At 69.6% G+C, this 18,135-nt stretch carries 19 protein-coding genes and 1 pseudogene; 13 read left to right on the top strand and 7 right to left on the bottom strand.

Annotated features, from left to right (window positions below):
- Window positions 1–16: 16 nt before the first annotated feature.
- Window positions 17–748 carry an enoyl-CoA hydratase gene (locus G528_RS0109665; protein ID WP_026918789.1) on the bottom strand — a complete coding sequence of 244 codons (732 nt, stop codon included), beginning with the start codon at window positions 746–748 and terminating at the stop codon, window positions 17–19.
- Window positions 749–835: 87 nt separating this feature from the next.
- Here G528_RS0109665 and G528_RS0109670 point away from each other — a divergent pair, with 87 nt between their 5' ends.
- From G528_RS0109670 to G528_RS0109685, 5 genes are read left to right on the top strand one after another with little or no spacing between them, the layout of a single operon-like run.
- Window positions 836–1,108 carry a helix-turn-helix transcriptional regulator gene (locus G528_RS0109670; protein WP_026918790.1) on the top strand — a complete coding sequence of 91 codons (273 nt, stop codon included), beginning with the start codon at window positions 836–838 and terminating at the stop codon, window positions 1,106–1,108.
- Window positions 1,101–1,439 (top strand): hypothetical protein, encoded by a 339-nt coding sequence (locus G528_RS18800; RefSeq protein ID WP_084638137.1) that lies wholly within the window; start codon window positions 1,101–1,103, stop codon window positions 1,437–1,439. The genes G528_RS0109670 and G528_RS18800 overlap by 8 nt, the downstream gene beginning before the upstream one ends.
- A gap of 45 nt (window positions 1,440–1,484) precedes the next feature.
- Window positions 1,485–1,712 carry a hypothetical protein gene (locus tag G528_RS18805; protein ID WP_245569735.1) on the top strand — a complete coding sequence of 76 codons (228 nt, stop codon included), beginning with the start codon at window positions 1,485–1,487 and terminating at the stop codon, window positions 1,710–1,712.
- 22 nt (window positions 1,713–1,734) lie between these two features.
- On the top strand, window positions 1,735–2,634 hold the full coding sequence (locus G528_RS0109680) for an ABC transporter ATP-binding protein (RefSeq protein WP_026918791.1): 900 nt from the start codon (window positions 1,735–1,737) through the stop codon (window positions 2,632–2,634).
- Window positions 2,635–2,639: 5 nt separating this feature from the next.
- Window positions 2,640–3,827, top strand: coding sequence for an ABC transporter permease (locus tag G528_RS0109685; protein WP_026918792.1), 1,188 nt, complete (start codon window positions 2,640–2,642; stop codon window positions 3,825–3,827).
- Between the two features lie 43 nt (window positions 3,828–3,870).
- On the opposite strand, the gene G528_RS0109690 is transcribed toward G528_RS0109685, so the two are convergent.
- The 3 genes from G528_RS0109690 to G528_RS17090 are packed head-to-tail and all read right to left on the bottom strand — an operon-like array spanning window position 3,871 to window position 6,571.
- The gene (locus tag G528_RS0109690; RefSeq protein WP_026918793.1) at window positions 3,871–4,863 is read right to left on the bottom strand and encodes an acrylyl-CoA reductase family protein; all 993 of its coding nucleotides are present in this window, start codon (window positions 4,861–4,863) and stop codon (window positions 3,871–3,873) included.
- Between the two features lie 39 nt (window positions 4,864–4,902).
- Window positions 4,903–5,259 carry an FKBP-type peptidyl-prolyl cis-trans isomerase gene (locus G528_RS0109695; RefSeq protein ID WP_026918794.1) on the bottom strand — a complete coding sequence of 119 codons (357 nt, stop codon included), beginning with the start codon at window positions 5,257–5,259 and terminating at the stop codon, window positions 4,903–4,905.
- A 1-nt stretch (window position 5,260) separates the two neighbouring features.
- A complete protein-coding gene (locus G528_RS17090) occupies window positions 5,261–6,571 on the bottom strand; it encodes a citrate synthase (protein WP_051198618.1) in 1,311 nt (436 codons plus the stop codon).
- A gap of 148 nt (window positions 6,572–6,719) precedes the next feature.
- Here G528_RS17090 and G528_RS0109705 point away from each other — a divergent pair, with 148 nt between their 5' ends.
- The 4 genes and pseudogenes from G528_RS0109705 (at window position 6,720) to G528_RS17095 (ending at window position 10,816) form a co-directional block, all read left to right on the top strand.
- Window positions 6,720–7,400, top strand: a complete 681-nt coding sequence (locus G528_RS0109705; protein ID WP_026918795.1) for a 5-oxoprolinase subunit B family protein — start codon at window positions 6,720–6,722, stop codon at window positions 7,398–7,400.
- Complete coding sequence (locus G528_RS0109710) at window positions 7,397–8,263, top strand: 5-oxoprolinase subunit C family protein (RefSeq protein ID WP_035719595.1); 867 nt, start codon at window positions 7,397–7,399, stop codon at window positions 8,261–8,263. Before G528_RS0109705 ends, G528_RS0109710 begins: the two co-directional genes overlap by 4 nt.
- A 56-nt stretch (window positions 8,264–8,319) precedes the next feature.
- Window positions 8,320–9,681, top strand: coding sequence for an MFS transporter (locus G528_RS0109715; RefSeq protein ID WP_026918797.1), 1,362 nt, complete (start codon window positions 8,320–8,322; stop codon window positions 9,679–9,681).
- 93 nt (window positions 9,682–9,774) lie between these two features.
- Window positions 9,775–10,816: pseudogene (locus G528_RS17095) on the top strand (oxygenase MpaB family protein).
- A 27-nt stretch (window positions 10,817–10,843) separates the two neighbouring features.
- Here G528_RS17095 and G528_RS0109725 read toward each other — a convergent pair.
- The gene (locus G528_RS0109725; protein ID WP_026918798.1) at window positions 10,844–12,142 is read right to left on the bottom strand and encodes an MFS transporter; all 1,299 of its coding nucleotides are present in this window, start codon (window positions 12,140–12,142) and stop codon (window positions 10,844–10,846) included.
- A gap of 50 nt (window positions 12,143–12,192) precedes the next feature.
- Window positions 12,193–12,888 carry a pyridoxamine 5'-phosphate oxidase gene (gene pdxH / locus G528_RS0109730; RefSeq protein WP_035719596.1) on the bottom strand — a complete coding sequence of 232 codons (696 nt, stop codon included), beginning with the start codon at window positions 12,886–12,888 and terminating at the stop codon, window positions 12,193–12,195.
- Window positions 12,889–12,950: 62 nt separating this feature from the next.
- Between pdxH and yczE the strand changes: the two genes are divergently transcribed.
- From yczE to G528_RS17105, 4 genes are all read left to right on the top strand, one after another.
- Entirely contained in the window at window positions 12,951–13,604 is a 654-nt protein-coding gene (gene yczE / locus G528_RS17100; RefSeq protein ID WP_035719624.1) for a membrane protein YczE, read from the top strand.
- Window positions 13,605–13,760: 156 nt separating this feature from the next.
- Complete coding sequence (gene serC / locus G528_RS0109740) at window positions 13,761–14,894, top strand: phosphoserine transaminase (RefSeq protein ID WP_026918800.1); 1,134 nt, start codon at window positions 13,761–13,763, stop codon at window positions 14,892–14,894.
- A 128-nt stretch (window positions 14,895–15,022) separates the two neighbouring features.
- Window positions 15,023–15,940, top strand: coding sequence for a septation protein SepH (gene sepH, locus G528_RS0109745; RefSeq protein ID WP_026918801.1), 918 nt, complete (start codon window positions 15,023–15,025; stop codon window positions 15,938–15,940).
- A 16-nt stretch (window positions 15,941–15,956) separates the two neighbouring features.
- A complete protein-coding gene (locus G528_RS17105) occupies window positions 15,957–16,781 on the top strand; it encodes a DUF6928 family protein (protein WP_156890409.1) in 825 nt (274 codons plus the stop codon).
- Window positions 16,782–16,836: 55 nt separating this feature from the next.
- On the opposite strand, the gene G528_RS17110 is transcribed toward G528_RS17105, so the two are convergent.
- A partial coding sequence (locus tag G528_RS17110) for a DUF222 domain-containing protein (protein WP_035719597.1) occupies window positions 16,837–18,135 on the bottom strand: 1,299 nt, incomplete at its 5' end.

Below are 18,135 nucleotides of genomic sequence, written 5' to 3' on the forward strand. Positions count from 1 at the left end.
CGGCGCCCTCCTCGGGTCAGCGGCCGCGGAAGACCGGTGTCCGCTTCTCCGCGCGGGCGGCCCGTCCCTCGGCGAGGTCCTCGCTCTCCCAGGCGGCCATCATCGCCGCGTGACGGTCGGCGGGCGCCTCGTCGCGGGCGCCGTCACCGGTGAGCACCAGCTTGTAGTGCGCGAGGGTGAGGGGGGCCAGCTCGGCGATCGACGCCGCCCAGTGCCGGGCGTCGGCGAGGTCGCCGATCCGGTTGGCGAATCCCAGCGCGTACGCGCGGTCGGCGGTGAGCGGGTCGCAGCCGATGAGCATGCCGCGTGCCGGGCCGGCGCCGACCAGCGAGACGAGGCGTCGAATGGTCCATTCGTCCACGGTGACGCCGATCTTCGCCGCCGGGATCCCGGCCAGGGCGTCCGGTGCCATGACGCGCAGGTCGGCGGCCATCGACAGTTGGAGGCCGGCGCCGAGCGCGGCGCCGTTGAGGGCCGCGACCACCGGGATCGGCGTCTGCTCGATCTGTGCGATGAGGGTGACGAGCTTGTCGATGAAGGCCGGGTCGTACACCGGGCCGGACAGGTCTGCACCGGCGCTGAAGACCGCTCCGCGACCGGTCAGGACGATTGCCCGTGCGCCGCCGTCGACGGCCGCCGAGAACGCGGCCGACAGGTCGTCGACCATCGCCTCGTCGAGCGCGTTGCGCTTGGCCTCGCGGGCCAGCTCGATGGTCGTCACGGCCCCTTCTGTACTGCTCACAATCATGCGGGCATGCTATCGAGCGCCCGACCCGACCCGCTCACTAAGGGTGATCTCTTGACATTTTGTTGCGTTTTCCTAACACTTTGTCATGTGAGTCCTGTCAGGCGGGGGCCGAAGCGCCCCATCTACAACCGTCTCGCAGTGCTTCGTGCCGAACGGGGCCTGTCGCGGGCCGCACTCGCCGACCTCGTCGACATCAACGTCCAATCGGTCGGCGCGCTCGAACGCGGCGACAACTACCCCAGCCTCGACCTCGCCATGCGCATCTGCGAGGTCTTCGAGCTCCCGGTGGAGGCCGTCTTCAGTCGCACCGAGTTCACGGCGATGTCCAGCGAACTGTACGGAAGGAGATCCGATGCGTGACCCGAACTACGTGTTCCCCGAGGACGCCGTCCCCCGATGGGTCCAGCGGTACACCGAACGCTCGGCCGCCCGCCACGACCGTTTCGTCTCCTTCACCGACGGGTGGCTCCCCGGCCTGCGGAACCGCCGCGGCAGACGGGCCCTGGCCGTCACGGTCCTGATCTTCCTCGACGTGACGCTCATCGCGGCCGTCGCATCGTTCTGGAGCACCCCGTGGGCCGCGATCCCCTTCGGCGTCGGCCTGGCCGTCTCGATCACCGCGCTGATGACGCTGCGGGTCGTCACCGGATCGGTCGCCGACGCCCCCGCCGCAGTCCTCGACGAGATCTAGCTCGCGCAGCGCAACGCCGCCCGGTCGATCTGCTACAGCCTCATCATGCCGCTGATGATCGTCGTCTACGCCCTCCTCATCACCCTGTCGATGCGCGACTCGGTGAGCAGCCAGACCCTGGTGTCCACCGCTTGGCTGCTCATCGCCTGCGTGTACGCGATCTCCTGCCTGCCCGACATCCTCGTCTCCTGGTGGACCCAGGACCCCGACGACGAGTTCCCCGACCCCCGTACCCCGACCCGCCGCACCCCGACCCGCCGAACCCCGCCCTGACCGAACACCGGGAGAACTGACCGTGACCCACGCACTCCACGTCCGCGGCCTGGCCAAGAGCTACGGCCCCGTCACCGCACTGACCGATGTGACCTTCTCCGTTGCCGCCGGCGAGATCTTCGGATTCGTCGGCAGCAACGGCGCCGGGAAGTCGACCACCATGCGCATCATCCTCGGCGTCCTGGCCGCCGACTCCGGACAGGTGCATCTCGGCGACGCCCCGATCGACGCCGAGGCACGCAAGCGGATCGGCTACATGCCCGAGGAGCGCGGCCTGTACCCGAAGATGAAGGTCGGCGACCAACTCGTCTATCTGGCGCGCCTGCACGGACTGTCGAAGGCCGACGCCGTCGCCGCGACGCAGCGCTGGACCGGCAGACTCGGCATCGCCGAACGCATCGGCTCCGCGGTCAACGACCTGTCGCTCGGCAACCAGCAGCGCGTCCAGCTGGCCGCCGCCCTCGTCCACGACCCCGACGTCCTCGTGCTCGACGAGCCCTTCTCCGGCCTCGACCCGGTGGCGGTCGACGTGATGAGCGAGGTCCTCGTCGAGAAGGCCGCCGAAGGCATCCCCGTCATCTTCTCCTCCCACCAGCTCGACCTCGTCGAGCGTCTCTGCGACCGCGTCGGGGTGATCTCCGACGGTGTCATCAAGGCGCTCGGCACGGTCGACGAGTTGCGTCCCCGCGACGGACTGCGCCTCGAAGTGGTCGGCCCCGCCCCGTCGACCCGGTGGGCCGACGGGCTGCCCGGCGTCGTCGCCGTCGACTACGGCGACGACGCATCGCGGCGGACGGTACTGCACACCGACGCGGCCGTCGACGACCAGGCGATCCTCGCCGCAGCACTGGCGACCGGCGAGGTCCACCGCTTCGCGACCGACGCGCCGACCCTGACCGAACTGTTCCGAGAGCTGGTGTGACCACGATGAACTCGACCTTCACCTCCATCTCGCTCGTCGCCGGGCGCGAGATCAGCACCCGCATCCGCGAGCGCTCCTTCATCATCAGCACCGGTCTGATGCTCGCGGTCATCGTCGTCGGCGGCATCGTCTGGGCGGCCCTCTCCGGCGGCGACGGAGCCAAGTCCGTCGGCGTGGTCGGCGGCGATCCGGCACTCATGCAGTCGATCGAGACGGCGGGCGACGCCGCCGGGCAGAAGATCGACGCCCGCATGATTCCCGACGCGTCGACCGCACGCGCCGACGTCGACGACGGTGACGTCGACGCCGCGCTCATCATCGGGATCCACGGGTCCTATCGCGCGATCAGCAAGAACACGATGGACCCCACCGTCGAGGGCGTCCTGCGCGGCGTCGTCGCACAGCGGTCCCTGACGACCGCCCTCGACGCCCGGGGTGTGGACGCCGCGACCCTCCCCCGGACCGATCTGGCGATGACCCGGACCCAGGAGCAGAAGCCGGACGAGGCGCAGCGCATCTCGGTCGCCCTCATCGGCTCCCTGCTGCTCGTCATGGCGATCATGATGGGCGGCCTCATGGTGGCCGTCGGCGTGGTCGAGGAGAAGGCGTCGCGGATCGTCGAACTCCTGCTCTCGACGGTCCGGCCGCTGCATCTGCTGTGGGGCAAGGTCCTCGGCATCGGCACCATCTCGCTGTTCCAAGTCCTCGTCCTGGGGACGACCGCGCTGATCACCGGCCGCGCGACCGGGCTCCTGACGCTCACGGGCACCGCGACCACCGTGTTCGCGACGGTCATCGCGTGGTTCCTGCTCGGCTTCCTGTTCTTCGCCGCGCTCTACGCCGCGACGGGCGCGATGGTGAGCCGGCAGGAGGAGCTCAACTCCAGTTCGGCTCCGCTGACGCTGCTGGCGATGGCCGTCCTGTACTCGGGGACCTTCGGCATCCAGGCGCTCGACTCACCGCTCATCGAGACGCTCAGTTGGATTCCGCCGTTCAGCGCCGTCCTCATGCCGATCCGGGTCGCCACCGGTGACACCGACACCACCCAGATCGTGGGCACGTTCGGCCTGATGATTCTGGCGTGCATGGCCGCGGTGTGGGTGGCCTCGCGGATCTACTCGCTGTCGATCCTGCGGACGGGCAGCCGCATCGGCTGGGGTGAGGTGACGCGCATGCTCACCGGTCGGCGCTGAGCCCGGCCCTCGTCGTCGCCCGGCCCTCGTCGTCGGCCCGCCGTCAGATCCGCACGACGCCGCGGCCGACGGATTCGCCCGCCAGAATCCGGTCGAGGTGCTCGGGGAGGTCGTCGAGGGTGATCTCGCCGATCAACCGGTCCAGATGCGCCGGCCGCAGATCGCCTTCGATCCGCTTCCACAGTGCGCGGCGCCGATGGGTCGGCGCCTGCACCGAGTCGATGCCCGCGAGGGTCACCCCGCGCAGAATGAACGGCATCACCGTCGTCGGCAGCGCGGCGCCGCCGGTCAGACCACTGGCCGCGACGGTGCCGCCGTACCGGGTGGTGCTCAGCACGTAGGCGAGGGTGCGCCCGCCGACGCAGTCGACGGCCGACGCCCAGCGCTGTGTGCCGAGCGGACGGATCGTCGCATCCGGGTCCTCGGGCAGCCGGCCGATCACCGACGCGGCACCCAGGTCGGTGAGCAGGTCGACGGCGTCGGGTTTGCCCGACGAGGCGACGACCTCGAACCCCAGCCCCGCGAGGATGTCGACCGAGACCGATCCGACGCCACCGCTCGCCCCGGTCACGAGCACCGGGCCGTCGGCCGGTGAGGCACCGGCCGCCACCAGGGCGTCCACGCTCATCGCCGCGGTGAATCCGGCGGTGCCGACTCCGGCGGCCTCGCGGGTCGACATCGACTCGAGGACCATCACCTGGTCGGCGGGGACGCGCGCGTACTGTGCGTAGCCGCCGTGCCGGGCCGTGCCGATGTCGTGGCCGTGAGCCACCACCCGGTCACCGACCGCCACGTCGGGTGCGGACGACGCCGAGACCACGCCGGCGATGTCGATGCCGGGGACGATCGGATACCGACGGACGACACCGCCGCGCGGCGTCACCGCCAGGGCGTCCTTGTAGTTGACGCTGGAGTATTCGACGCGGATCGTGACCTCGCCGTCGGGGAGGAAGCCCTCGTCGACGGTCTCGGCCGCGAGGGCGATGCCGTCGTCGGATTCACGGGCGACCATCGCGGTGAACTGACGTGATGTCATCTCGATCTCCCTTCCCCCGGCCTCTTCCGGTCCGACCGCTCAGACGCCGAGCAGATCGATCACGAAGATGAGGGTCTTGCCCGACAGCCGGTTGCCGGTGCCCGCAGCACCGTAGGCGAGTTCCGGTGGAACCACGAGGCGGCGACGACCGCCGACCTTCATGCCGGGGATCCCCTCCTGCCAGCCGGGGATCAGCGCATCGAGCGGGAATCGTGCCGACTGGCCGCGCTCCCACGACGAGTCGAACTGCTCGCCGGTGTCGAATTCGACGCCGACGTAGTGGACGTCGACGGTGCCGCCGTGCTGGGCTTCGGGGCCGTCGCCCACCACCAGATCCGTGATCTGCAGGGTGCTCGGCGGAGGGCCCTCGGGAAACTCGACTTCAGGCTTGTCCATGTCAGCGATTATCCATCTCGACGTAGTCGCGCTGGGTGTATCCGGTGTAGAGCTGGCGCGGGCGGCCGATCTTGGTCGTCGGGTCGCCGTGCATCTCGCGCCAGTGCGCGATCCAGCCCGGCAGGCGGCCGAGAGCGAACAGCACGGTGAACATGCGCGTCGGGAAGCCCATCGCCCGGTAGATCACGCCGGTGTAGAAGTCGACGTTCGGGTACAGCTTGCGCTCCACGAAGTAGTCGTCGTTCAACGCCACCTCCTCGAGTCCCTTCGCGATGTCGAGGAGCTCGTCCTCCACGCCCAGCGAGGTCAGGATCTTGTCGGCGGTCTTCTTCACGATCGCGGCGCGCGGATCGTAGTTCTTGTAGACGCGGTGCCCGAAGCCCATGAGCTTCACACCGTCTTCCTTGTTCTTGACCCTGGTCATGAACGCCTTGGTGTCGCCGCCGCTCTCCCGGATCTCGTCGAGCATCTCGAGCACGGCCTGGTTGGCGCCGCCGTGCAGCGGACCCCACAGTGCATTTATTCCCGCGGACACCGAGGTGAACAGGTTGGCCTGCGACGAGCCGACCAGACGCACGGTCGAGGTGGAGCAGTTCTGCTCGTGGTCGGCGTGCAGGATGAACAGCATGTCGAGGGCCTTGGCGATCTCCGGGTTCACCTCGTAGGGCTCGGCCGGGAAACCGAAGGTCAGGCGCAGGAAGTTCTCCACCAGGCTCAGCGAGTTGTCCGGGTAGAGGAAGGGCTGGCCCACCGACTTCTTGTACGCGTATGCGGCGATGGTCGGGAGTTTGGCCAGGAGACGGATCGTCGAGAGCTCGACCTGCTCGGGATCCTTGGGGTCGAGCGAGTCCGGGTAGTAGGCGCTCAGCGCGTTGGTGGCGCTCGAGACGACCGGCATCGGGTGAGCGTTCCGCGGGAAGCCGTCGAAGAAACGCTTGAGGTCCTCGTGCAGCAGCGTGTGTCGGCAGATGCGGTCGGTGAAGGCGTCGAGTTCGGCCTGCGTCGGAAGCTCCCCGTAGATCAGCAGGTAGGCGACCTCGATGAACGTCGACCGCTCGGCGAGCTGGTCGATCGGGATGCCGCGGTACCGCAGGATGCCCGCTTCGCCGTCGATGTAGGTGATCGACGACTTGGTGGCCGCCGTGTTCACGAATCCGCCGTCGAAGGTGGTCAGACCGGTCTGCGACAGGAAGGTGCCCAGCTCGACAGAATCGCTGCCCTCCGTCGCCTTCAGGATCGGCAGATCGATGTCGCCACCCGGGTAGGTGAACTTACCGGTCGCCTGTTCGGTCGCGCCATTGTCAACGGACACACATACCCCTTAGAACTCGCTGGGTGAGCAGTTGTTGGGTAACAACCTAGTCGTGGTTCGACTCGGACGCCGCACGAGGGTCCCGCTTCGGGCGACCGACGACTCTTGTCGCACGCACAGCTTACTCACATGTCTGTAGCGTGGTGCCATGCGTGAGCTCAGCGCGGGTGCCGATGCGGTCCTTCTGGAGTTCGACGTCGACCCCGCGGCGCAGGCGCACGCCGCGCACGTCGCCCGGGCGCTGCGGGCGGCCGTCGATTCGGGTGCGCTGTCCCCCTGCGATGTGGTCCTGACGGCGCACACGATCCTCGTGGAGGCCCGGCCCGGCGCCGGGCTCGACGAGTTGGCGGTTCACCGGGTGGCCCGTGCCGCGGGCGCCGCCGACGTCGCCGCGACTGCCGCCGAGTCCGTCGAGGTCGCCGACGTGCTGCTCCCGGTGGTGTACGACGGCGCCGACCTCGCCGACGCCGCCGCGACGGCCGGGGTGTCCGTCGAGACCCTCGTCCGCACCCACTCGTCGACCCTGTGGCGCGTCCAGTTCATGGGATTCGCACCGGGTTTCGGTTATCTGGTGCCGCACCCGGGCACTCCGGTCGACGATGCTCGGCTGTTGGCGGCCGTGCCGCGTCGCGATGAGGCCCGCCCGGCGGTTCCCGCCGGATCGGTGGCCGTCGCCGCCGGGTACAGCGCCGTCTACCCGCGCAGCAGTCCCGGCGGCTGGCATCTGGTGGGCCGCACCGACGCGGTGATGTGGGACAGCGCCGCGCAGCCGCCCGCCCTGCTCACCGCCGGCCTCACGGTCCGATTCGTCGATCGGGGCGAGTCGTGACCGCGAGCCTCACCGTGCTGGCCCCGGGCCCGTTCTCGAGCGTGCAGGATCTCGGTCGACCCGGGCACGCCCACCTCGGGGTGCCCCGGTCGGGCGGCGCCGATCTGTCCTCGCTGACGCAGGCCAATCGCCTCGTGGGGAACCCGGAGTCGGCGGCCGCGGTGGAGACGACGTTCGGCGGGTGGTCGGCGCGGGTGTCCGGCCGCGTCCTGCTGGCCGTCGCCGGCCCGACCGCGCGGGTGACGGTCGACGACGCCGATGTCGGGAGTCACGCCGCCGTCGCCGTCGACGACGGAGCGGTCGTGACGGTCCACGCGCCGATTCGCGGGTGCCGCAACTACATCGCGATCCGGGGCGGGCTCGACGTCGCCGCCGAACTGGGGTCGCGGTCCACCGACACCCTCTCCGGTCTGGGTCCGCCGCCGCTGACGGCCGGAACGGTCCTGCCCGTCGGCGCCGACGCCGAACACTGGCCTGCGGCACCGTTCGCGCCCGTCGGCGAGCTGCCCGAGGTGCTCGACCTCACGGCCGATCTCGGCCCCCGCGACGACCGTCTCGACGATGCGCGACTCCTGGCCGCGGGGGTCTGGCGGGTCGGCGCCGCGAGCAATCGGATCGGTGTGCGGCTCGACCGTGCCGACGGCACCGCGGTCCCCCGACACCGTCGCGGCCTCGGCGAACTCGGCAGTGAGGGGGTTCCGCTCGGCGGCGTGCAGGTGCCGCCGAGCGGGCAGCCGGTGGTCTTCCTCGCCGACCATCCGGTCACCGGGGGCTACCCGGTGGTCGCGGTGTTGACGGCGGAGTCGGTGTGTCTGGCCGCGCAGGCCGCCCCCGGCGACGCGGCCCGGATCATCGTGCGCTGACGTCCCCCGCTCGCATCATCGCGCTGGGACGGACCGGCGCGCGGTACGCTCGGCCGGTGTCTGATTCAACCGATTCGCGGACCGTCCCCGGCACCGCCGTGCCCCGTCACCGGGTGATCATCGCCTCGCTGGTCGGGACGAGTATCGAGTTCTTCGACTTCTACATCTACGGCACGGCCGCCGTACTGGTGTTCCCCACCCTGTTCTTCCCGGAGGGCGACGACACCGCCGCGCTGCTCTCGTCGTTCGCGACGTTCGGTCTGGCGTTCGTGGCCCGCCCGATCGGGTCGATGCTCTTCGGCCACTTCGGCGACCGCATCGGCCGCAAGGCGACACTGGTCGGCTCGTTGCTGACGATGGGGTTGGCGACCGTCGCGATCGGCCTGCTGCCGACCTTCGAGACCGTCGGCTATCTGGCGCCGGCGCTGCTGGCGTTGATGCGGTTCTGCCAGGGCCTCGGACTGGGCGGCGAGTGGTCGGGGGCCGCACTGCTCGCCACCGAGACCGCCGAGCCGGGGCGTCGGGGATGGGCGGCGATGTGGCCGCAACTCGGTGCGCCGATCGGCTTCCTGTTCGCCAACGGCATCTTCCTCATCCTCATGCTGACGATGGGCTTCAGCGCCGGCGACGCCGACACCGATCACGCCTTCCTCACGTGGGGCTGGCGGATCCCGTTCATCGCGAGCGCCGTGATGGTGGTGCTGGGCCTGTATGTGCGGCTCAAACTGACCGAGACCCCGGTGTTCGCCCAGGCCGTCTCGGAGGGGCGCCGGGTCAAGGCGCCGTTGGCGGAGGTCGTCCGCACGTCGTGGCGTCAGCTCATCATCGGCACATTCGTGATGCTGGCGACCTACACGCTGTTCTATCTGGTCACCACGTGGATCATCTCGTACGGCACGGGCAAGGTCGTGGACTCCTCGGGAATCGCGCTGTCGATCTCGTACACGGACTTCCTCGAGCTCCAGCTGGTGTCGGTGCTGTTCTTCGCGGTGTTCATCCCGGTGTCGGGTCGGCTGGCCGACCGGGTGGGACGGCGTCCGCTGCTGCTCGTCGTGACCGCGTTGATCGTGGCCTACGGCGCATCCTTCGCCTGGTTCCTGCGTCCGGAGAGCATGACGACGCCGGTGATGCTGGCGTTCCTGGTGGTCGGCATGACGTTGATGGGGTTGACGTTCGGGCCGATGAGCGCCGTGCTGCCGGAGCTGTTCCCGACCAACGTCCGCTACACGGGTTCGGGCATCGCGTACAACTTCGCGTCGATCATCGGCGCGGCGGTGGCCCCGTTCATCGCGACGTGGGTGGTCCACGAGTACGGCGTCGCCTGGGTCGGCGTGTACCTGGTCGTGGCCGCACTGTTGACCTTCGTCGCGATCCTCGGTGTCCGGGAGACGCGAGACGTGGAGCTCACCGACGTCTGACCGTGCCGAGCGGCCGTGTCGACCGGCAGGCACCGCTCACCGGCCGACTGTGATCATTGACACGCAGTTGAGACGGATACTAGAGTTTGTCTCATGACTCAGGTGGCGCCTCCGACAGGCAGTGAACAGTTCGACGACGCCGACCGCCTCCACGGCGGCGCGCGTTCGGCCGCTCATCTCCCTCCGCCCGGTCCCGACTCGGCGACGTGGAAGTACTTCGGCGACTGGCGCGGCCTGCTGATGGGACTGTGGTCCGGCTCCATGCAGAACATGCACCCCAAACTCGCCGCCGGCGTCTGGGACCACTCGGACTTCTTCGGTGAACGCTGGGAACGCCTGAACCGGTCGCTGTACCCGATCAGCGGCGTGGTCTTCGACCGGACACCCGCGACCGGCCGCGAGGTCCGCGACTACCACCTCACCATCAAGGGGACGATGGACGACGGCCGTCGCTACCACGCGCTCGACCCCGACGTCTTCTACTGGGCGCACGCCACCTTCTGGTACGGCAACATCCGGTGCGCCGAAGCCTTCGGTCCGCCGATCTCGGAGGCCGACAAGCGGCGTCTCTTCGAGGAGTCACGCGGCTGGTATGCGCAGTACGGCGTCAGCATGCGGCCGTGCCCCGACACCTACGAGGAGTTCCTCGAGTACTGGGACCACATGTGCCGGCACGTGCTGCGCGATCACGCCGCCGTCCGCACCGTCCTGGACATCACCACTCTGCCCCCCGCCCCCGTGGATGCCGTCGTGGACGCCGCAATGGCTGTGGCAACAGCAGGTCGCCGTGGTGCAGCGGATCTTCATGTGGATCACCACCGGGCTCTACGACGAACCGATCCGCGAGATGATGGGGCTGAGCTGGTCGGACGCCGATCAGCGACGTTTCGAACGCTTCGGGAAGACGGTGAACACCGTGATGCGGCTGGTGCCGCGCAGGTACCGCCGTCACCCCCGCGCCCGCGATGCCGACGACCGTCTCACCGGCCGGGTGCCCGCCGACGCACCGCTGCTGGAGACGCCGCGGCGCAATCTGCCGAGCGAGGCCGAGCGCGACAATCCCATCCACTACTGCCCGGTGCACGCCAAGCGGCGCGCCAACCTGCCCTGGCAGAGCGACGAGGTCGACGACTGATCCCGTGCCCGACTGATCGGCTGCCGGTCAGCGGTCGTCGATGGCGTCGGTCTCGGCGACGGTGACGCGGTAGCGCCAGAACACGGGCACCGCGAACGCGACCGCCACGGTGAGCACGACGGTCGCCAGGCCGCCGCCGGCCACGGTGACCGCGGTGCCGGCCATCGCCGCCGACGTCCCGTGCGCCACGTCGGCGATGCGGGGACCGCCCGCCACCACGACGATGAACACGCCCTGGAGGCGGCCGCGCACGTCGTCGCTCGCGGCCGACTGCAGCATCGTCTGCCGGAAGGCCGCCGACGCCATGTCGGCGGCGCCGCCGATCATCAGCGCTCCGACCACGATCGGCAGGACCGGCAGCATCGCCGAATCGGCGAAGACGAGGGCGCCGCCGGCGACGGCCACCGACAGGCCCCACACGACGATGCAGACGATGACCGCCATACCCTGTCTGCGGACGGCCGACACCCACCCCGACAGCACGCCGCCGAGCACCGCGCCTACGGGGATGGCGATGAACAGCAGCGCGAACGCCCAGCCGCCGTCGGACGGACCGCCGAAACTCTCGTGAGCCATCTGCGGGAACAGGGCGCGCGGCATGCCGAAGATCATCGCGATGAGATCGACGACGAACGACATCAGCAGCACCGGCTGCCCGCGCAGATAGACGAGGCCGTCGATCACCGACCGGAATCCGGCGGTGGGCCGCGGCCGACCCGGCGTGTGCTCCGGCGGCAGCGGTGGCAGTGAGACCACGGCCCACAGTGTCGCGAACAGGCAGACCGTGTCGACGAAGTACAGCGTCGAGAAGCCGAGGATCGGGATGAGGGCGCCGCCGACCAGCGGGCCGGCGATGGCGCCCGCCTGCATGACCGTCATGTTCAACGAGTTGGCCGCCGGCAGCAGGTCCAGGGACATGATCCGGGGCAGGACGGCGGTCCGTGTCGGCTGGTTGACCGCGAAGAACGCCTGCTGGACGGAGAAGATCGAGAGCAGCAGCCACACGTTGTCGGCCCCGGTCGCCGCCTGCGCCCACAGCGCCGCACTGGTCGCGATGAGGCCCCCGGTGGTGACCATGAGGATGCGTCGGCGGTCGAACGTGTCGGCGAGGGCACCGCCCCACAGTCCGAAGACGACGAGCGGGACCAGTCCGAAGACGCCGCTGAGCCCCACGTACGCCGAGCTGCCGGTGATCGCGTAGATCTGCGCCGGAACGGCGACCACCGTGAGCTGGGCGCCGATGACGGTGATGATGTTGGCGGTCCACAGGCGCTGGAAGTAGACGTTCTGAAGCGGCCTGGTGTCGGCCAGTATGCGTCGTGCCATCAGGGTCGTCGTGTCATCAGAGTCGTGGTGTCATCAGAGTCGTGGTGTCATCAGGGCTGGAGCCGCTCCACCGTCCACCGGCCGTCGGTGCGCACGGCACGGACGCGATCGTGGAGGCGGTCGGCGCGCCCCTGCCAGAATTCGACGACCTGCGCTTCGATCCGGTAGCCGCCCCACTCCTCCGGGACGGGCACGGGGGTGTCGTCGCCGAACCGTCGGCGCGCGTCGGCCACGGCCGCCCGCAGATCGTCGCGGGATGCGATGGGTTCCGACTGCGCCGAGGCGTAGGCGGACAGCTGTGATCCGCGCGGGCGCGACTCCCAGTACTCGCGAGTCTGTTCCGCGCTCACTCGGGTGACGGCGCCGCGGATGTGGACTTGGCGTTCCATGGCGATCCACGGGAACGTCGCCGACGCGTACGGGTGCACGGCCAGTGCCCGCCCCTTGCCCGACCGGTAGCCGGTGTAGAACACGATCCCCGCGTCGTCGACTCCTTTGCACAAGACGGTGCGGGTGGCGGGCAGGCCGTCGGCGTCGACGGTCCCGAGCACCATGGCGTTCGGTTCGGGCACCGCGGCCTCGACGGCCTGCGCCAGCCATTCGTCGAAGAGGGTGCGCCACGGCGGGTCACCGCGGAGCAGCGACGGGTCGAGGGCGGCCGCCGGGCTCTCGCCCGCCGCACCCGCACCCGACCCGTACCCGACTCGCATACTGGGCAGGTCTACCAGCTTCGTCACCCGGTGCATAGTACTGCCGGACCGCGGGGAACCCAGTGGCGGTCGTGGCCCGCCTGCCGGACACTGATCGCATGACGAAAGCGGTGGCGCTGCTCGGCAGGCTGGTCGTCCTCGCCGCGGGACTGATGCTCTACGGGGCGTCGATGGCGATGATCCTGCGGGCCGGGTTGGGCAACATCCCGTGGGATGTCCTGCACCAGGGCGTCGCCGACCGCGTCGGACTGTCGGTCGGCACGGTGACGATCACCGTCGGGGCGGTGGTGCTGCTCACCTGGCTGCCCCTGCGTCAGGTTCCGGGGGTCGGCACCGTGGCGAATGTCGTCGTGATCGGCCTGTCCTTCGATCTGGTGGCGCCGCATCTCCCCGATCGTCCCGGTCTCATCGTGGCCGTGCCGCTCATGCTCGGCGGCATCGTGCTCAATGCGTTGGCGACCGCGCTCTACATCGGTGTGCGACTCGGTCCCGGTCCGCGTGACGGCCTCATGACCGGTCTCGTCGCGCGCTCCGGCTGGTCGGTACGCGTGGTCCGGACCGCGTTGGAGGTGACGGTGGTGGCGGTCGGCTTCGCGCTCGGCGGGACACTCGGTGTCGGGACCGTCCTGTACGCCGTCGGCGTCGGACCGCTGATCTGGTGGTTCGCTCGACTCCTGCGCGTCGACCGTGCGGTGTCCGGCCAGACCGACGCACCCGTCCCCGCCCCCGGTGGGCGGGCTGCCGCCGAGTAGACACCCGTACATTCCCGCACCCGTACCTTCCCGCTAAAAGAATCGGCTTCCTCGGGGAGTTGGAGTTGAGGACGACACCGCGGGCGGGGTGAGTCATCCCACGATGGGCGCCCTGCGCCGCGCGAGCGCCGGGACCGCTGTTTTAGAATCGCGTCTATGACCGATACTGCGATCACGCTGCCCGCCGACCTCCTGCCCGCCGACGGCCGTTTCGGCTGCGGCCCGTCCAAGGTCCGGCCCGAGCAGTTGCAGTCGCTGGTCGACACCGGTGCGTCCGTGTTCGGCACCAGCCATCGGCAGGCCCCCGTCAAGAACGTCGTCGGCGCCATCCGGGCGGGTCTGACCGACCTGTTCTCCCTGCCCGACGGCTACGAGGTGGTCCTGTCGAACGGTGGCACCACCGCGTTCTGGGATGCCGCCGCATTCGGCCTCATCCGCGAGCGGGCCCTCAACCTCACCTACGGCGAGTTCTCGCAGAAGTTCGCGACGGTCTCCAAGAAGGCTCCGTTCCTGCAGGACCCGCGGATCGTCTCCACCGACCCGGGGACGGCCCCGGACCCCGCGGCCCTCACCGCGGCGGACACCGAGGGCGTCGACCTCATCGGTTGGGCGCAGAACGAGACGTCGACCGGCGTCGCCGTCCCGGTGGTCCGCCCGGACGCGGCCGGTGACGCCTTGATCGCGATCGACGCGACGTCCGGCGCCGGCGGTCTTCCCGTCGACATCGCACAGACCGACGTCTACTACTTCGCGCCGCAGAAGAGCTTCGCCTCCGACGGCGGCATCTGGATCGCGATCATGAGCCCGGCCGCACTCGCGCGGGTCGCGGAGATCGCCGAGTCGGGCCGCTGGTGCCCCGAGTTCCTGTCGCTGCCGACCGCGGTGGACAACAGTGCGAAGAACCAGACCTACAACACCCCCGCTGTCGGGTCGCTGTTGCTGCTGGCCGACCAGATCGAGTGGATGAACGCCGGCGGCGGCCTCGACTTCTGCACCGGCCGCACCGCCGACTCCAGCTCGCGCCTGTACCGCTGGGCCGAGGCCAGCGAGTTCGCGTCGCCGTTCGCCGACGAGGCACACCGCAGCCAGGTGGTCGGCACCATCGACTTCGCCGATTCCGTCGATGCCGCGGTCGTCGCGAAGACGCTGCGCGCCAACGGTGTCGTCGACACCGAGCCGTACCGCAAGCTCGGCCGCAACCAGTTGCGCATCGGCATGTTCCCGGCCATCGACCCCGAGGACGTCTCCAAGCTGACGCAGTGCATCGACTACATCGTCGAGCGCCTCTGACACCGACACCGCCACGACGTGGCGTCTCTGAGACGTGGCGCGTCACCGCGTGTCCACTCGCCGTTCGGCCTCCCGATTCACTAGGGTGAACGCAAGTGTCCGACTGTCCGGCGACCGGAGGAGGGTCGATGCGCGAGCTGCACGCCGACCGCGCCGACGATGAGGGCGCGCACGTCGTGGTCGTCGACCTCGAGTCGGGCGACGAGTTTCAGATCCCGATCGACGCGACGCTCCGGGCCCTCGTTCATCCGCCGGAACCGGTGGCCGACGACGTGACTCCTGTCCGGGAGCCCGCGCATGCGGTGGCCGACGAGCAGTCGGCCGCAGCGACGCTGAGCCCGCGGGAGATTCAGGCGCGCATTCGCGCCGGTGCCACCGTCGACGAGTTGGCCGACGCCACGGGCGTGAGCGTCGAGAGGATCAACCGCTTCGCGCATCCCGTCCTGTTGGAGCGGTCCCGCGCCGCCGAGTTGGCTCGGGCCTCGCATCCGACGGGTGTCGACGGCCCCGCACTGGGCACGCTCGGCGAACTGGTCGCCGAGTGCCTTGTCCTGCGGGGCGGTTCACCGGCCGAGGCGGCGTGGGACGCGTGGCGCACCGAGGACGGCCAGTGGATCGTCCGCGTGTCCCCGAGCGGCGACGACGTGTACGCCCACTGGCGGTTCACTCCCGGATCGCACGGCGGAACCACCGACCCGATGGACGATCTGGCCTTCGAGCTCACCGAGCCCGAACTGGCACGGTCCGCCCGGCCGTCGATCTCGTCGGTCCCCGATCCGCCGGCGCCGCCGACGCGCGAGGTGGACGCCGACGGCCACGAGTACGTCACGGTGAACGCCGACGACCTCACCGATCGTCAGCGTCGCGACCGCGACCGCGACGGGTTCGGGGACGTCCTCGATCTCCGCTACGACGACGAGCGGCCCGTGGAACCCGATTCCGATCCCGACCGTCCTGCACCGCGTCACCGCGGTAAACGCGCCAAGCCTGCCGTCCCGGCATGGGAGGACGTCCTGCTCGGCGTGCGCAGCCACCCGAATGAGTAATGCGACTGGAGGATCGGTGTTCGCGAACGTGGCACTCCTGTGGTTCGTCGCCTGCCCCGATCCCGCCGCCGAACTGCGTCGCGGCGTGTCGATCGACCCGGAGCGAACCACCGATTTCATGGGTCGGGCCTTCCCCGACGCCGACGTCACGGCGATTGGATCGTCCGACCTCGCGACGGCCGTGGACGGGCCCGACAATCGGGTGTTCGCCGCGCACTACGGTCCGCTCGCCGTCTTGGCCGGAACGAGTCTGCACACCGCTGACCCGCATGAGTTGACGGCGTATCTGCGGGCTGTGGACTCCGGTCATGAGCAGTTGTTGCTCTCGGTGGATCCGGCCACGTCCACCGGGTGTTTTGCGCGCTGGCAGCGCGGCGAACTGCAGCGCGGTTTCGTCGGCACCCCCACGATCATCCAGACCGATTTCGGTCTGCCCTATCCGTTCGAGGGGCCGTACTGGGCGGGTGAGCATCCGGCGCCCGTCGCCGTCGGCCGCGACCCGCTGTCTCTGCCGTTCCATCCCGCAGACCTCGCCGAGGCCGCGCACCGGGCGTGGGTCGGGTTCCGGTTCACACACCCCGAGCTGGCCGACGGTGCCCTTCCCGATCCGACCGATCCGGATCCGACGTCGCTGCCGGTGACGGTGTACCGGGTGGGACCGGACGACGGTCGCGATCACCTGATCGAGACGTCGGTGTCGCTCAACGGTGCCGCGCGGATCACGGAGCCGATCGCCCCCGTCGGCGATGAGCGGCCGACCGAACAGCTCGAACCGGTCGGCGGCGCAACGGAGCGGCCGGGACCGATTTCGCGGTATTTCGGATTTCGCGGACGTCTCTGACCTCCGTCACGCGTTTCGGCGCAACACGGCGTGTCGTCAGGTTCGGCGTGTCGGCTCAGAAGGGCGGCAGGCCGTCGTCGGTGGCGTCGAGTGCGGCGAGTGCTTGGTCGGTTTCGCGGTGGCGGCGGTTGATCGCGCGTTGCTGCATTCGGTATCGGTGTTTGGCCTCCAGGCGGGTGCGTGTGCGTTTGGGTGTGTTCTCGGCGTGTCGGGTTGTTCGGCGTGTCGCGCTGGTGGGATTACCGGCGGGATTGCCGGCCGGGTCGCCGGTGGTCGGGTCGCTGTGGTCGCAGGGCAGGAGTCCGAGTTCGGGGAGGAGCCAGGTGTTGGCGGCCTGGCGGCGGATGGTGATGCCTTCGGGGGTGGTGAGCTCGGTCCAGATGGTGCCGTGGGCGTCGATGATCTGGTCGTCGAGCCAGCCGCGGGTGTGGGTTTTCAGGCCGTGGTGGAAGCGACACTTGGGATTGAGGTTGCATACACACGTCGGCCCACCCGAACCGGGGTCGGCGTGGTTGTATTCGGTGACATGATCCAGATCGCACCGCCACGCGGGCCGATCACACCCGACCCACGAACACGTCCCGAACAGGCCGCGCACCGCCGTGTCGAGGACGGCGGTGGGTCGGTACGGATTACCGCGTTTCGCGGTGCGGTCCAGGAGTTTCCCGAGGTCGAGGTCTCGAGTCGTCGCGTCGGGTCGTTTCGCTAGTTCTCGGGCGTGGGCGGCGGAGATGGGGCCGTGGCCGTCGAGTACGGCGGGGGTGTCGCTGTTGCCGTCGAGGGTTTCTTTCCGGACCACGACGTGCAGGACGATGCTCGCACACCGGGCCGCCACATCCGCATCGGAGAGCTCCGCCGCACAATCGGCGCGTTCGCACGCGCAGACGAACGGGGTACAGGTCAGGCGGGCGACGGCCGCATCAGCACGTCGTTCTCCCTTGGTGCGTGGATCGTGACTGCATACGCCGGCGATGACCGCATCGATGGTGTCTTTGCACAGGGCGGCGTCTTCGGTGGTGGTGGTGATGAGCAGTTCGGAGACCGTGTCGGTCACCGGCGCGATAAGCACCTTCTTCTGTGCGCGGGTGTCCTCGCGGGTGGCGGTGACCGCATCCGGGTCGTGTGCGGCCACGACGCCGGCGATGGTGTCCTCCACCCGGCGTGCGGTCAGCCCACCGATGACTGTGAGACGGTGGGCGGCTTCGGTGTCGATGAACGCCAGGATGTCGGGGTCGTCGATGAGGGCGGTTTGTTCGATGGCGCGGCGGAACCAGAACGGCGTCAGCACCCCGTCGCGTAACAGTCTCCCGATGGCGGGGATGCGGTCGAAGCAGGCGAGGGCCTCATCGACGAA

This window comes from Gordonia shandongensis DSM 45094 (genome assembly GCF_000423025.1).
Classification (GTDB): Bacteria; Actinomycetota; Actinomycetes; order Mycobacteriales; family Mycobacteriaceae; genus Gordonia; species Gordonia shandongensis.